The 13,868-nt window shown below is 73.0% G+C and carries 14 protein-coding genes; 1 reads left to right on the top strand and 13 read right to left on the bottom strand.

Features of this window, described 5'->3' with window-relative positions:
• Position 1: 1 nt before the first annotated feature.
• The 4 genes from ACVUH9_RS18850 to ACVUH9_RS18835 all read right to left on the bottom strand — a co-directional run bounded on the left by ACVUH9_RS18850 (position 2) and on the right by ACVUH9_RS18835 (position 3,473).
• A complete protein-coding gene (locus ACVUH9_RS18850) occupies positions 2 to 724 on the bottom strand; it encodes a nitroreductase family protein (RefSeq protein WP_475759718.1) in 723 nt (240 codons plus the stop codon).
• Positions 721 to 2,337, bottom strand: coding sequence for a class I adenylate-forming enzyme family protein (locus ACVUH9_RS18845; RefSeq protein ID WP_475759716.1), 1,617 nt, complete (start codon positions 2,335 to 2,337; stop codon positions 721 to 723). The genes ACVUH9_RS18850 and ACVUH9_RS18845 overlap by 4 nt, the downstream gene beginning before the upstream one ends.
• Positions 2,337 to 2,837, bottom strand: a complete 501-nt coding sequence (locus ACVUH9_RS18840) for a VOC family protein (RefSeq protein WP_475759715.1) — start codon at positions 2,835 to 2,837, stop codon at positions 2,337 to 2,339. Before ACVUH9_RS18840 ends, ACVUH9_RS18845 begins: the two co-directional genes overlap by 1 nt.
• Before the next feature lie 177 nt (positions 2,838 to 3,014).
• Positions 3,015 to 3,473 (bottom strand): MaoC family dehydratase, encoded by a 459-nt coding sequence (locus tag ACVUH9_RS18835; RefSeq protein WP_475759713.1) that lies wholly within the window; start codon positions 3,471 to 3,473, stop codon positions 3,015 to 3,017.
• 163 nt (positions 3,474 to 3,636) lie between these two features.
• On the opposite strand from ACVUH9_RS18835, the gene ACVUH9_RS18830 reads away from it, so the two are divergent.
• Positions 3,637 to 4,257: a TetR/AcrR family transcriptional regulator gene (locus tag ACVUH9_RS18830; RefSeq protein ID WP_475759711.1), complete on the top strand. Its 621-nt coding sequence runs from the start codon at positions 3,637 to 3,639 to the stop codon at positions 4,255 to 4,257.
• Between the two features lie 43 nt (positions 4,258 to 4,300).
• Here ACVUH9_RS18830 and ACVUH9_RS18825 read toward each other — a convergent pair whose 3' ends face one another.
• The 9 genes from ACVUH9_RS18825 to ACVUH9_RS18785 all read right to left on the bottom strand — a co-directional run bounded on the left by ACVUH9_RS18825 (position 4,301) and on the right by ACVUH9_RS18785 (position 13,635).
• On the bottom strand, positions 4,301 to 5,035 hold the full coding sequence (locus ACVUH9_RS18825; RefSeq protein ID WP_475759709.1) for a biotin--[acetyl-CoA-carboxylase] ligase: 735 nt from the start codon (positions 5,033 to 5,035) through the stop codon (positions 4,301 to 4,303).
• 53 nt (positions 5,036 to 5,088) lie between these two features.
• Positions 5,089 to 5,892, bottom strand: coding sequence for an SAM hydrolase/SAM-dependent halogenase family protein (locus tag ACVUH9_RS18820; RefSeq protein ID WP_475759789.1), 804 nt, complete (start codon positions 5,890 to 5,892; stop codon positions 5,089 to 5,091).
• A 47-nt stretch (positions 5,893 to 5,939) separates the two neighbouring features.
• Complete coding sequence (locus tag ACVUH9_RS18815; protein ID WP_475759707.1) at positions 5,940 to 6,782, bottom strand: ABC transporter permease; 843 nt, start codon at positions 6,780 to 6,782, stop codon at positions 5,940 to 5,942.
• Complete coding sequence (locus ACVUH9_RS18810; protein WP_475759705.1) at positions 6,779 to 7,645, bottom strand: ABC transporter permease; 867 nt, start codon at positions 7,643 to 7,645, stop codon at positions 6,779 to 6,781. The genes ACVUH9_RS18815 and ACVUH9_RS18810 overlap by 4 nt, the downstream gene beginning before the upstream one ends.
• 3 nt (positions 7,646 to 7,648) lie before the next feature.
• Entirely contained in the window at positions 7,649 to 8,806 is a 1,158-nt protein-coding gene (locus ACVUH9_RS18805) for a polyamine ABC transporter substrate-binding protein (protein WP_475759703.1), read from the bottom strand.
• Complete coding sequence (locus ACVUH9_RS18800; RefSeq protein WP_475759701.1) at positions 8,796 to 9,950, bottom strand: ABC transporter ATP-binding protein; 1,155 nt, start codon at positions 9,948 to 9,950, stop codon at positions 8,796 to 8,798. The genes ACVUH9_RS18805 and ACVUH9_RS18800 overlap by 11 nt, the downstream gene beginning before the upstream one ends.
• The gene (locus ACVUH9_RS18795; protein WP_475759699.1) at positions 9,947 to 11,254 is read right to left on the bottom strand and encodes a metal-dependent hydrolase family protein; all 1,308 of its coding nucleotides are present in this window, start codon (positions 11,252 to 11,254) and stop codon (positions 9,947 to 9,949) included. The genes ACVUH9_RS18800 and ACVUH9_RS18795 overlap by 4 nt, the downstream gene beginning before the upstream one ends.
• Complete coding sequence (locus tag ACVUH9_RS18790) at positions 11,251 to 12,156, bottom strand: amidohydrolase family protein (RefSeq protein ID WP_475759697.1); 906 nt, start codon at positions 12,154 to 12,156, stop codon at positions 11,251 to 11,253. Before ACVUH9_RS18790 ends, ACVUH9_RS18795 begins: the two co-directional genes overlap by 4 nt.
• A 342-nt stretch (positions 12,157 to 12,498) precedes the next feature.
• Positions 12,499 to 13,635 carry a pyridoxal-phosphate-dependent aminotransferase family protein gene (locus tag ACVUH9_RS18785; protein WP_475759695.1) on the bottom strand — a complete coding sequence of 379 codons (1,137 nt, stop codon included), beginning with the start codon at positions 13,633 to 13,635 and terminating at the stop codon, positions 12,499 to 12,501.
• Positions 13,636 to 13,868 lie beyond the last annotated feature (233 nt).

Below are 13,868 nucleotides of genomic sequence, written 5' to 3'. Positions count from 1 at the left end.
CTCAGGCTCCGCCCCAGGTGTCCCACGAGACGGCCTCCGCGGCGGGCCGTCGCGGCGCCCGGCGGAAGTCGAGCCCGAGCGTGTAGGCGACCGGCAGCAGCGCGACCTGGACGAACGCGTCCGGCAGCTCCAGCGCTTCCGCGACCTCGTCGGCGTGGTGCAGGTGGATGCAGGTGATCGACGAGCCGAGCCCGCGCGAGCGCAACGCCAGCTGGAGCGACCAGACCGCCGGGTAGACCGAGCCGTAGAAGGCGCTCGCGTGGGCCCCCACGGGCTCCGGCGGGATCCGATCGACGGTCCCCGCCAGGACCAGCGCCGGGACCTCGTGGAGGTGGTCGACGAGGTGCTTCGCGCTCGACATCACGCGCTGGGTCCGCGCGTCGGGCGTCCGCGACGACTTGCCGGCTGCAGCCCGCCTCGCCGCACTCGCCCGCAGCGGGGCCATCACGAACTCCTCGATCGAGCGGCGGTAGGCGCCAGCCACGATCGCCCGCAGGTCGGGGCGCTGGACGACGACGAACCGCGCGACCTCCTGGTTCTCGGCGATCGGGGCCTGGCGAGCCAACTCGATGCAGTGCTCGAGCGTCGCACGCTCGACCGGCCGCTCGAGGTCGAGCCGACGGCGGACGGCGCGGGTCGTGGTCAGGACCTCGTCGACGTCGCGGATCACCGCGGCGGTGGCCGGGTCCGGATGCTCGCCGCGGTCGGTCTGCGTGCCGCTCATGCGACCACCTCCGTGCGCGTCGTGCCTTCGTACTCCGCGTCGCGCAGCATCCGCTTGAGGACCTTCCCGGAGTCATTGCGGGGCAGCCCGGGCACGAAGGCCACGTGCTTGGGCCGCTTGAAGCGGGCGAGCTGCGCCTCGCAGTGGGCGACGATCTCCTGCTCGTCGCAGACGGCGCCTTCGCGGAGGACGATGAACGCCTTCGGCGCCTCGTCCCAACGGGGATCGGGGACCGCCACGACCGCCACCTCGGCGACCGCCGGATGGTCCGCGATCGCCCGCTCGATCTCGGCACTGGCCACGTTCTCGCCGCCGGTCTTGATCATGTCGCCCTTGCGGTCGACGAACCAGAGGAAGCCGTCCTCATCGATCGAGCCGGCGTCACCGCTGCGGAACCAGCCGTCGCGCCAGGCCTTCGCGGTCGTCTCCGGATCACGCCAGTAGCCGGGCGAGACCTTCGGACCGCGAACCACGATCTCCCCGACCTCGCCGGCGGGCAACGGCTCGCCCTCGGGCCCGACCACCCGCACGTCCACCAGCGGGAACGCCGTCCCCTGCGACCCGAGCTTGCTGCGCGAATGCGCCTCGTCGAGATAGCAGGCGCCGTTGGTCAGCTCGGTCATCCCGAAGGTGTCGATCGAGCGGACACGGGGGAAGGCGTCCTGGAAGCGTCGCCGGACCGCCGGCGGAACGCCGCCGAAGATCGCGAACCGCAGCGGCGAGAGGTCGTGCTCGGCGAGGTCCGGCATCGCCAGGATGTCGTGCAGGATCTGGGCGGCGAGGACGACGCCGGTAACGCGCTCGGCGGCCGCCAGGCGCACGATCTCCGGGCCGGCGTAGGTCCGCGTGATCACCATCGTGCCGCCGGCGGCGAGCACCGTCAGGCCCGGTGCCTCGAGTCCGCTGACGTGGAACAGCGGCGCCGAGAGCATCGTCCGGTCGGCGGCCGACAGCTCCAGCTCCAGCAGCTGCCCGAGCAGGTTGTGGACGACGTTGCCGTGGGTCTGCACGACCCCCTTCGGCCGCGAGGTCGTACCCGAGGTGTAGAGGATCCGCTGGACGTCGTCGAGGCCGACCTCCGCGTCGGGGACCGGCGGACGGCCGACGGTGCCCGCCAGCAGCTCCGCGAGCCGCAGCGGCTCGTCGGGCGCGGGCGCGTCGGCCGTCGACGCGGGCTCCCCGCCGGCGCCCGGCAGGCCGCTCTCGTCGCCGACCGGGCCGTGGACGATCGTCCGCCGGAGGGCGGGGACCGCGGCCGCGACGGCGGTGGCCTTGGCCGCGAACTCGTCGTCGACGAGCAGGGTCGAGAGTCCCGAGTGCGCGACGATGTAGCCGAGCTCGCGCTCGTGCAGCCGCCAGTTGAGCGGCAGCAGGATCGCGCCGACCCGGGCGATCGCGTAGACCTCGATCAGGTAGGTGGCGTGGTTGCGGCCGAGGATCCCGACGATCTCCCCCGGGCGCACGCCGGCCTCGAGCAGGGCCTGGGCGTGATGGTCGACGGCGGCGTCCAGCGCGCGGTACGTCCAGCGGCGGTCGCCGTCGACGAGCGCCTCCTTGGCCGCCCGCCGGACGGCGTTGCGACGCAGCAGCCGGCTGAGGTTCGCGGTCGCCATCAGTCGCCCGCCCCCGCCGCCAGCTGCTCGCGGTAGGCCCGGATCTCCTCGCGCGTGGGCAGCGAGACGAACTCCAGCAGGTTGCCGTCGGGGTCGCGCGCGGCGAACGCGTGGATGTGGCCGTAGTTCTCGAGCAGGACCCGCTCCGGTCGACCGATGCAGTCGCCGCCGAGCCGGGCGAGCCGGTCGTGCAGCTCGTCGAGCTCGTCGACCGGGACCTGGAAGCTGAGCAGGAAGGTGCCGAGCTCGCGGTGGCCGGAGCGCGCCTGCGCCCCGGGATCGCCGGCCCACTCGATCAGCTCGAGCTGGCCGATCTGGGATGGGCCCTGGAGGTACTGGATCCGCCCGTGGGTGCCCTCCGGCAAGCCGAGCGAGCGGGACATCTCCGGCCCGCCGACCGCCGCTGAGAGCGTCTTGCGGTAGCCGAGACCCTCGGCGTAGAACGCCGTCGCGCGCTCCAGATCGGCAACGGTGACGGCGACATGATGGACTTCGCTCACGGGCACTGCGGCTCTCCCTCGGTACAACACCGACCAGTCGGTATGAAACCCTATCCGCGGGGCCACTCCGGCGTCAAGGCACACACGGAGCGGATTCCCCCGATCGACGGCGCCGACGCTCAGGATCGCCCGTCCACCACGGCCGCGACGCCCGCGCACGACGGCCCGGGCGGATGCTCAGGCGAGAGGGTAGAGCCGCCCCAGCGACTCCGCCACGCAGACCGGCTTCTCCGCCCCCTCGACCTCGAAGGTCTGGGTCATCGTCATCTGCACCCCGCCCGTGACGTCCTCGAGCGCGGAGAGCGTCGCCCGCATCCGGAGCCGTGACCCGACCGGCAGCGGCGCCGGGAAGCGGACCTTGCCGTAGCCGTAGTTGACCCCGAAGCCGATCCCCTCGATCACCAGGATCTGCCCGGTCAGCTGCGGGCCGAGGCTGAGCGTGAAGAGACCGTGGGCGATCGTCCCGCCGAACGCCGTACCCGCCGCCCGAGCCGGATCGACGTGGATCCACTGGTGATCCCCCGTCACGTCGGCGAACGCGTCGACCTGCTCCTGGGTCACGGTCAGCCAGGGACTGACGCCGACCTCGGTCCCGACGCACGACCGGAGCTCCGCGATGCTGTGGAATCTGCGCATGGCGAGACAGTACCGTCTGGTCGGAATGGCCATCGACTCCGGGCCCGCACGCAACGCGCCCGGGAACACCCCCGCCCTCCCGAGCCGATCACCGTACGCACGCCGGCACGGACACCGGTACACGAACAAACACATTATCCCGCGGCTCGAATAGGGTCCACACGTGTCCCGCCCCACCGAGCCCAGCACGACCACGCCCCTGCGCGACGCCCAACGCTCCCTGACCCGCGACCGTCTGATCGAGGCGGCGATCCGCGTCTTCGAGCGACGCGGCTTCGGCGACGCCACGATCGAGGAGATCGCGCGCCTCGCCGGCGCCAATCGGACCACCTTCTACCTGCACTTCACGAGCAAGGTCGAGATCGCCCAGCAGATCGGCGCGCTCGCCGTCCCCGACCTGCTCGACGCCTACGCCCCGTTGCTGGCGCTCGACCCGATCGACACCGCGACCGTGCTCCCCGAGATCCACCGGATCGCCGCGGTCTGGGAGCGCCACCGGGTCCACGCCGGCGTCGCGATCCAGGCCGACGCCGTCGACTTCGGCGTCAGTCAGGCGCTCAACGACACGATCCGGTCGCTGGCGGTCGCCGTCCTGGAGCGGGCCGGACTGCCGCCGGCCCCCCGCGCCGTCAGCCGCGTGGTGCTGCTGGCGATGCTGCTCGAGCGGTACATGTTCACCACGGTCGTCCAGGGGATCGAGCTGCCCGAGCCCGACGGCCGCGAGGTCCTGGCCGAGGAGATCTCCTCGCTCCTCCACCGCGTGCTCGCGGACACCCGCGGCTGAAGGCCGGCCCCCGGCGCGGCGACGACCGAACGGTCGGCGCCGCTCAGAGCACCAGGTGGACTTCGCCGGCCGCCAGCGAGACGATCTCGCCCGCCACCCGCACCCGCAGGTTTCCGCTGTCGTCTACGCCATCGACGACCCCGGTCGTCGGCGTCTCCGACGCAGCACCCGGCGTGGTCCAGCCGATAGTACGGCCGCGCAGCACGTCCCGCGCACGCCAGCGATCGAGCAGCTCCCAGGCCGGACGCGCGAGCGCCGCGGCCAACCGCTCCAGCAGCTCCTCGAGCACGCTCTCCAGCTCGTCGGGTCGGCAGCCCATGCTCGCGGCGCGGGCGCCGATCTCCTCCGGCAGCGCGTCGACGTCGACCGCGACGTTGAGGCCGATGCCGGCGACCGCCCAGCCCTCGCCCGGCCGCGCCTCGCAGAGGATCCCGGCGACCTTGCGCAGACGACCGTCGCGCTGGTCGACGAAGACGACGTCGTTCGGCCACTTGATCCGGGCCGTCGCTCCCGCCGTCTCCGCGACCGCGACCGCGACCGCGAGCGGCAGCAACGACAGCTGCGGCAGGTCCCGCAGCACGACCGAGACGGTCAGCGCCTGACCCTCCGGAGCGACCCACGTCCGCCCCTGCCGACCACGACCGGCCGTCTGGCGGCCCGCGGTCACCGTCGTGCCGTGCGGGGCGCCGTCACCGGCGAGTCGGCGGGCGACGTCGTTGGTCGAGCCCACCTCGTCGAGGTGGTGGCGGGGCTCGCCGAGCGGTCGCGCACCCCGCACGTCGTCCGCGTGGCCCCGACCGGGGGCCGGGCCGGGACTGCCGTCCGCCGCCATCATGCGCGGCGGATCCGGACGCGGTCGTCGCGGGCCAGCTCGAGGACCTCGCGGGCCGACGAGCGGTTGACCGCGACCGCCATCGCCCGGTTCGCGTCCTGGTAGAGCAGCAGCGTGCCCGCCTCGACGTCGGCGAAGGTCGACGCGTAGACGCCCGGGGTGCCGTTGATGTCGACCGGCTCGCCGAGCCGCAGCCCGAAGCCCGCCGTCAGCTCCTCGTGCTCGAGGTCCAGCATCACGTTGCCGAAGCCGTCGAACGCGACGACGTGGGCGACGAGGTCGTCCCCCTCCAGCTCGGCCATCGGCATCGGCATCGGCTGGACGGCGTCGGGATCGAACGGCTCGCCGACGTCGTGGAGGTCGAGGCCGGCGGCCAGGCGCGCGGCGATCGGCGCGAAGATGTCGCGGCCGTGGAAGGTCGCGGAGACCGGCTCGAGCCGGTACGGCGAGCGGGTCAGGTCGGCCGCCTGGACGATCCCGCCGAAGCGCTGCGCCGCGAGCCACAGCAGCCCGTTGTCCGGCCCGACCAGGATCCGGTCGTCCTCGGCGACCTGGATCGCGATCGGCCGGCGGCGACCGCCGACCTCCGGATCGACGACCGCGAGGTGGACGCCGGGAGCGGTGTAGGGCAACGACCGCTGGAGCGTGATCGCGCCCAGCCGGACGTCGTACGACGGGACGCCGTGGGTCAGGTCGATGACCCGTGCCCCGGGGGCGATCCGGGCGATGACGGCATGGCAGACCCCGACGAACTCGTCGTCGAGCCCGTAGTCCGAGAGGAAGGTGACGGTCGTGCGCTCGATCGGAAGATCCTAGACGGGGATCCTGCCGGAAGGGGATCCGACGCCGCTCAGCCGGCCGGGGAGCGCGGCACCACCCGTGCGCCGCTCCGTCGGCTCAGCCACCAGTAGAGCACCGCCGCCAGCGCCAGCACCGCGAAGGTGAAGGCCAGCATCATCGCCGCGACCGCGTAGACCGTCGGCGCGGTGCCGTAGTGGATCGTCCCGAAGAGGTAGACCGGCAGCGTGTTGACGGTCGGCGTGGTCAGGAACTGCGAGATCACGACGTTGTCGAACGAGAACGTGAAGGCGAGCACCGCGCTGGCCACGATCGCCGGTCGCAGCTGCGGCAGCAGCACGTCGCGGACGACCTGCCAGCCGCGGGCGCCGAGGTCGGTGGCCGACTCCTCGACGGTCCGGTCCAGGGCCACCGCCCGCGAGCGGACGACCAGCGCGACCACCGCGATCGTCGACGGCGTGTGGGCCGCGATCAGCGTGCCCGTCCCGAGCGTGCCGTGGAGCTTGGTGTAGAAGAGCAGCAGCGAGACGCCGAGCACGACCTCGGGCACGATCAGCAGCAGGTAGACCAGCGCCTGCAGCAGCGCCCGCACGCCGCGACGGTGGTGGCGGGCCATCGCCAGTCCCGTCGCCGTGCCGAGGATCGTCGCCACCACCATCACGCCGAGCGAGACCCGCACGCTGGCCGCCACCGCGCTGCGCAGCGTCTCGTCGCCCCAGGCGTCCGAGAACCACCGGGTGGTGAAGGCGGTGAAGTCGGCCGACTGCTTGTCGGCGACCCCCTCGTTGAAGGCGTAGACGACGGCGATCACGACCGGCGCGAACAGGAAGACCAACGCGATCAGGGTCCAGGCCCCGAGCGCGACGTCGGGCCCGCGACCGCGCAGCCGGCTCAACGGGGCACCTCGTCGAAGCTGCGCGTCAGCCGGGCGAGGATCGCCACGGCGATCGCGAGCACGAGCAGCACCAGCACCGCCATCGCCGAGCCGAGCGCGTAGTTCTGCGAGTTGAGGTACTGGCGGCTGATCAGCCCGCCCAGCAGCATCCCCTTGCCGCCGCCGAGCAGGTCGGGGACGATCACCTCGCCCGACATCGGCACGAAGACCAGCAGGATCGCGGTCGCCAGACCGGGCCGGGCGAGGGGCAAGCTGACGCTCCAGAAGGTGCGGAGCCGGCCCGCCCCGAGGTCCTTGCTCGCCTCCAGCGTGGTCGCCGGGATCCGCAGGAAGGCGACGTAGAGCGGCACCACCATCAGCGGCAGATAGGCGTAGACGATCCCGATGAAGACCGCCGTCTGGGTGTAGAGCACGTCGAGCTGGCCGTGGTGGAGGCCGACGGCGTTCAGCACCGCCTCGACCTGCCCTCCGGGCGAGAGCAGGATCTTCCAAGAGAGGATCCGGAGCAGGAAGCTGGTCAGGTACGGCACCAGCACGAGCAGCAGCAGCGGGGTCCGGAAGCGCCCGGCCTTGCGGGCGATGAAGTAGGCCACGGGGACCGCGGCGACCAGGCAGAGCGCGGTCCCGAGCGCGGCGAACCGCAGCGAGCGGAGGAAGACGTCGAGGTAGAAGCCCGAGAGCGCGGACCGGAAGTTGTCGAGCGTGAAGCCGACCTCGACCGCCCCGAAGACCGAGTGCCCGAAGGCGTAGATGACGGTGAACCCGAGCGGCACGACGAACAGCGCCAGCAGCCAGGCCAGCGGCAGTGCCGCGGTGAGGTTCGCTCCCCACCGCGGCCCGGTCGTGCTTCCCCCACGCCGCATCGCTCAGGCGGCGGCGGCCTGGATCTCGTTCTGGAGGTCCGCGTAGAGCTGCGCCGTCTTCGGGTTGACGACGTAGGTCTCGAGCACGTCGAGGTTCGCGTCCTTGCCCCCGAAGATCAGCTCGCGCTCCTTCGTGTCCTTCGGCAGCAGCTGCTCGAGGCCCTTGAGCGCCGCCGGGTAGCCGATGTACTTGGTGTCGATCACCTGACGCTTCGGCTCCAGCAGGAAGTTGAGGAACGAGTAGGCCTGGTCGACGTTCGGCGCGCCGGCCGGGATCGCGTAGGCGTCGACCCACAGCTCGCTGCTCGGCCCCGGGATCACGAACTGCAGCTTCGCGTTCTGGAGGATCGCGTTGCGGGCCTGGGCCTGGTTGCACTGGCTGAGCACGATCGTGCCCTGGACGAGCGCGTCGGCGTCGTAGGCCTCGAACGTCTTGACGTGCTTGGCGAAGCCCTTGAGCACGTCCGCGCCCTGCCGGATCACGTTCTCGTCGGTGGTGTTGATCTTCTGGCCGGCGGCCCAGATCGCCATCCCGATGCTCTCCCAGCCGGAGTCCGAGAGCCGGACCTTGCCGCTGACGCCCGGCTTCGCCCCGGCGTCGAGCACGTCCTGCCAGGTCTTGATCGTCCCGCCGACCGCGGCCGGGTCGTAGACCACGCCGAGCACGCCCCAGTCCTTGGGGATCGAGAACCGGTTGCCCGGGTCGTACTCCTTGTCGAGCAGCGACGGATCGAGCGTGTCGAACGGGATCCGCTCGTGGTCGAGCTCCTGCAGCTTGCCGCGCTCGGCAAGCTGCTGCACGTAGCCGGAGCTGGGGATCACGATGTCGTAGCCCGAGCCGTTGGCCGCGTTGAGCTTCGCGAACAGCGTGTCGTTGTCGGAGTAGGTCGAGATCCGCAGGTCGGTGCCGGTCGCCTTGCGGTACGCGGCCAGGTTCTGCTTGGAGAAGTAGTCCGGCCAGGTGTAGACGTTGAGCTCGCCGCCCTTGACCAGGCCCGTCCCGCCGCTGGTCGCCGTGGTCGACGCCGTGCTGCCGCTCTTCGTGTCCGAGCCGCAGGCCGCGAGGAAGGCGGCGGCGCCGGCGACGCCGGTCGCGGCAAGGAAGCTGCGACGGGTACCGGTCCGACCGAAGACCGGGTCCTGTGAACGCTCACGCGTCATGCTGGTGCTCCTGTTGCGTTATGGAAGATCGTCCCGGGCCGGGCGCCGCGGGGTAGGCGTGGGTGGCGGCGGGGTCCCACGAGAGCCAGACGTCCTGGCCGGTCGTCAGTGACGGCAGGCCACCGTCGTCGCGGGCCAGCCGTGCGGTCAGCCGCAGGCCGCCGGGCGTCGTCGCGACGAGCTTCAGCTGCGCGCCGACGGTCAGCAGCTCCTCGACCCGCGCCCGGACCCGGTTGGCGGCGTCCGGCGTGCCGTCGTCGGCGGGCGAGACCCGCACCCGCTCGGGACGGACGACCGCGACGGCACGCTCGCCCGCGGCCAACGGCCCGTGCACCTGGCCGACCCGCAGGCGGGCCACGTCGCTCTCGATCGCGACCCGCTCGCCGGCCACCGCGACCACGCCCGGGAGCTGGTTGCTCGATCCGACGAAGTCCGCCACCCACAGCGAGGCCGGGGCGTCGTAGACGTCGGCCGGGACCCCGACCTGCTCGATCCGCCCGTCCCGCATGACGACCAAACGGTCGGCCATCGCGAGCGCCTCCTCCTGGTCATGCGTGACGTGGACGAAGGTGATGCCGACGGCGTCCTGGATCTGCCGCAGCTCGATCTGCATCTCCTCGCGGAGCTTGCGGTCGAGGGCGCCGAGCGGCTCGTCGAGCAGCAGCACCCGCGGACGGTTGACGAGCGCGCGGGCGAGCGCGACCCGCTGCTGCATCCCGCCGGAGAGCGCCGCCGGACGACTGCGGGCGACCCCCTCGAGCCGGACCAGCGCCAGCGCCTCCGCGGCCTGGCGACGCCGGTCCTGCTTGCCGACGCCCTTCATCCGCAGCCCGTAGGCGACGTTGTCGCGCACGTCGAGGTGCGGGAACAGGCCGTAGTTCTGGAAGACGGTGTTGACGTCGCGGCGGTGGGCCGGCTGTGCGGTCACGTCGACCCCGTCGAGTGCGACCGTGCCGACGTCGGGCCGGTCGAAGCCGCCGATCATCCGCATCGTCGTCGTCTTGCCGCTCCCGCTCGGGCCGAGGATCGCCAGGAACTCGCCGGCCTCGACCTCCAGCGTGACGTCGTCGACGGCGACCAGCGCCCCGAACCGCTTGGTCACGTGGTCGAGGCGAACCGCGCCGCCGTTGGGACCGCCGCTCATGCTCGTCCCCCAACCGCTGCCGCGACCCGCGGGTGGCTGACGACCGGCGTTCCGGCCCGGAAGACGCCCGTCACGGCGCCCCGTTCGAGGAACAGCGAGAGGTCGCCCGGGTCGCGGTCGAGCAGCAGTGCGTCGAAGGCCTGGCCGGGGGCGATCCGGCCGTGGTGGTCGGCGACCCCGCAGAGCTCGGCGCCACGGACGGTCGCCGCCAGCAGCGCGTCCTCGACCGAGAGACCGGCGCGGTGGAGCAGCGTGATCTCCTCGAGGTTGCGGCCGTGGTCGGCCGCGGTCGCGAAGTCGCTCCCGAGCGCGATCGGGACCCCGTGCGCGTGGGCCAGCCGGACCGCCTCGCCGAGCCGCGGCTGGAGCGCGCCGGCGCTCGCGACCACGTGCGACGGGAACGCCTCGGGCGCCTCGCGGACGCGGCGGGCGACGTCCTCGTAGATCACCAGCGTCGGGACCAGGAACGTCCCGGTCGCGGCCATCCGGGCGGCCTGCCGCTCGTCGAGGAAGATCCCGTGCTCGATCGAGCGGACGCCGGCGTCGAGCGCCAGCTCGATCCCGCCCGCGCCGACCGCGTGGGCCATCACGTGCTTGCCGCGACGCGCCGCCTCGGCGACGGCGACCTCGACCTCGGCGACCGACAGCTCGGGGGCCTGCGCCGCCTCGATCCCGCCGAAGACCCCGCCGCTGACGCAGACCTTGATCCAGTCCGCTCCCGCCCGCAGCACCTGGCGGACCGTCCGCCGCATCCCGTCGACCCCGTCGACCAGGAACGGCGGCCGGTCGGGGCTGTCGGGCATGAAGTACTCGGTCGACAGCTCCAGCCCGGGGCCGCAGAGGTAGCCGTCGGCGTGGCCGCCGGTCTCGCTCAGCAGCACGATCGAGACCTGGAGTCCGGGCCCGCTGATCACGCCCCGCTCGATCGCGGTCCGGACCCCGGCGTCGACCCCGCCCGCGTCGCGGGTGAAGGTCACGCCCGCCTCCAGCGTCCGCCGCAGGTTGCGGGCGGTCTCGAGCGTCCGCAACGAGAACGGCGTCTGGAGGTTCTCCAACGTGTCGACCGAGGACATCCCGGCGTGGGTGTGGCAGTCGAAGACCCCGGGCATCAGCCAGAGCCCGGCCGCGTCGACCTCGAGCGCGTCGCGGCCGACGCGGGCGTTCGCCGCGACCGACCGGATCACGCCGTGCTCGACGACGACGTCGACGGGGTCGCTGAAGCCCCCGCGCTCGTCGAGCGCCCGGACCTGCCGCAGGACCAGCTCGCCCGGGCCGGCCCGCCGGGTGCTCGCCGCAGCGGTCATGCCGCCCCGAGGAAGCGGTTGGCGGTCCCGCCGAGGAACGCCTCGAGCTCGCGTCCGGCGAGGAACGGCGCGTGCTTGCGGAAGCAGTCGATGCTCTGCTTGTAGGTCATCTCGTGCTCGAACCAGGGCCAGTCGGTCGCCCACATCAGGCGGTCCGCGCCGACCCGCTCGTGGAGCCGGCGGACGCGGGCGAGCAGGTTCGCGAACGGGTACTCGCAGCCGTCGTCCCAGATCGCCCCCGGCATCGCGTTGGAGAGCACGACGTTGGGGTGGCGCTCCAGCAGCCGCACGACCCGGTCGGCGTCGGGCACCAGCGGGTCGATGCAGCCGGCGTGCAGCAGCGCGACCGGCAGGTTCGGGACCCGCACCAGCGCCTCGTCGAGCTCGTCGAGGAAGTCGACGACGGTCCGCCGCTCCCCCGGCAGCAGGTACTCGTACGAGAGCAGCAGCCGCGAGCCGCGAGCCTCCAGCTCCGCCAGCACGCTCGCCCACGGCTCGGCCCGCAGATCGGCCCCGAGGAACGGCGGGAACATCTTGAAGCCGACGGCGCCCTCGCCGATCTCCATCCGCACGCGGGCGAGCGGGTCGTAGAGCGGCGGGCCCTTGACGACCGAGAACCAGAGCAGGCGGTCGGGGTGCTTGCGGATCTGGCGCAGCGCGTGCTTCTTGCCGCCGGCGAAGTCCTCCATCCCGAAGCCGACCGACTCGGCCGCGACGCGGGTGTCCTCGCCGTCGTAGCTGATCAGGAAGGTCTTGTCGACGCCGGCGTGGTCCATCTCCGCGACGAGCAGATCGCCGTCGTGCTCGTGCCAGGTGTAGTGCTTGCGGAGCGTCTCCCGCTCGGGGTTGTCGCGCGCGCTGCGGGCGAAGTAGAAGACGTGGGTCTCGGTGTCGATGATCATGCGCGGAGCGGTTGGGGGGATGGGGATCCGGCCACCCGGCCACTGGGTCGCCGGGGTCTTCCGGGGTCGCCCGGGCGGGCGTCGGCGTGGACGGCGGGGGGAACCGGTTCGGGGCCGGACCGCTTCCCAGAGGATCGCGGGCCGGGCGAGCGAGGTCCACGGTGGCGGGCGTCGCGGGGGCCGTTCGGGGGTCCCGCGCCTGGTCACGGCCCGCCGTCGGGACTCGTCTTCAATATAGCCTAAAGCTGATCCGATTAGTCTAATCAAGACGACGCAGGTCGCCCCGATCGGACGGGCAGCGCGATCGGACAGCCACGCCGACGACGACGCCCGACCGGGCGGTCAGACGGCCACCCCGACCAGGCGGCCGAGCCCCTCGACGGTCGCGGCGACCCCCGCCCCGACGTCGGCCGTGCCGCCGAGGTCGCGGATCGCCCCGCCGAGCGCGGCGACCCCGGCGACCGCCACGGCCGGCGCCGCCCCCTGGCCCATGTGGTCGACCCGGACGACGCGGCCCCCGAGCGCCGCGGCACCGACCAGCAGCCGCACCCCGTAGGCCCGCTCCGCGTGCGCGACCAGCTCCCGCGGCTCGATCGGCGCCGGCACGCGGACCGTCGTCGACAGCGTGCTGGCGTCGCCGTCGTCCTCGACCCAGAGCGCGACGCCGAGCGCCCGGATCCCGGCCCGGACCGCCATCGCCACGCCGCGGTGGCGCTCGATCGCGGCCGGCACGCCCTCGGCCAGGACCCGCGCGCACGCCGCCTCGAGCCCGAGCATCTCGAGCACCGACGGCGTCCCCGGGATCGCCGTTCGCCCGGCGTCGACCCAGCGCTCCTTCCAGTCCAGCAGCGAGAAGGCCGAGCCACGCAGCAGGTGGGCCTCGTCGGCGTCGGCGTTCGTGGCGATCGTCGCCCACGCCCGCTCGCTGAGCGTGACGGCGGAGACGCCAGCCGGGCCGCCGAGGCCCTTCTGCGGCCCGATCACGCAGACGTCGAGGTCGAGCTCGTCGATCGGCAGCGGGTGACCCCCGACCGAGGCGACGGCGTCGACGATCGTCAGGACGTCGTGCTCGCGGGCGACCGCGGCGATCTCGGCCAGCGGGTTCGCGGTCCCCGTCGCGACCTCGGCGTGGACGATCGAGAGCACCGAGATCTCCGGCCGGGCGGCGAGCACGTCGCCGATCTCGGCCGCGGTCGCGGGCCGCTCGAAGGGGATCTCGAGGTCGACCACCGTCGCCCCGGCCGCCGCCAGCCACGCGCCGAAGTGCGCGCCGTAGGGGCCGGTGATCACGTTCAGGCAGGTGACGCCGGGCCGCGCCACGCCCCGCGCGACCGCCTCCAGGGTCAGGATCGCCTCGGCCTGGACGACGACCAGATCGCGCTCGCTGCCGAGCACCGCGGCGACCGACCGTTCGATCGCCGCGAAGCGCTCGGCGGTCAACGGGGCCGGATCGAGGATCGCCGTGTTCCAGGTCGCCATCCGGTGATGTTGGCAGCCCGGCGGCGGGGTCGGCTGGTGGCGGGACGAGGGGTGGGGCGGGCGGCGGGCGCGCGGGGTCGGGATCGCGGCGAGCGGCGGGATCGCAGCGAGCGGCGGGCGGCGGGCGGCGGGCGGCGGGCGGCGGGACCGAACTGATGCGGATTGTCCGCCATATAGGCCCTAGATCCGCATCAGTCGCATCCGTTGTTCGTTTTTCCGTACGAACGTACGTG

It is taken from the genome of Patulibacter ginsengiterrae (genome assembly GCF_056269115.1).
The sequence above is the reverse complement of the archived record's forward strand: the minus strand, read 5'-3'. Positions and strand labels throughout refer to the sequence as shown.

Coding starts and splice junctions, on each gene's coding strand:
- ACVUH9_RS18850 (WP_475759718.1), bottom strand. CDS start 724: ATGAGCGGCACGCAGACCGACCGCGGCGAGCATCCGGACCCGGCCACC.
- ACVUH9_RS18845 (WP_475759716.1), bottom strand. CDS start 2,337: ATGGCGACCGCGAACCTCAGCCGGCTGCTGCGTCGCAACGCCGTCCGG.
- ACVUH9_RS18835 (WP_475759713.1), bottom strand. CDS start 3,473: ATGCGCAGATTCCACAGCATCGCGGAGCTCCGGTCGTGCGTCGGGACC.
- ACVUH9_RS18810 (WP_475759705.1), bottom strand. CDS start 7,645: ATGCGGCGTGGGGGAAGCACGACCGGGCCGCGGTGGGGAGCGAACCTC.
- ACVUH9_RS18805 (WP_475759703.1), bottom strand. CDS start 8,806: ATGACGCGTGAGCGTTCACAGGACCCGGTCTTCGGTCGGACCGGTACC.
- ACVUH9_RS18800 (WP_475759701.1), bottom strand. CDS start 9,950: ATGAGCGGCGGTCCCAACGGCGGCGCGGTTCGCCTCGACCACGTGACC.
- ACVUH9_RS18795 (WP_475759699.1), bottom strand. CDS start 11,254: ATGACCGCTGCGGCGAGCACCCGGCGGGCCGGCCCGGGCGAGCTGGTC.
- ACVUH9_RS18790 (WP_475759697.1), bottom strand. CDS start 12,156: ATGATCATCGACACCGAGACCCACGTCTTCTACTTCGCCCGCAGCGCG.
- ACVUH9_RS18785 (WP_475759695.1), bottom strand. CDS start 13,635: ATGGCGACCTGGAACACGGCGATCCTCGATCCGGCCCCGTTGACCGCC.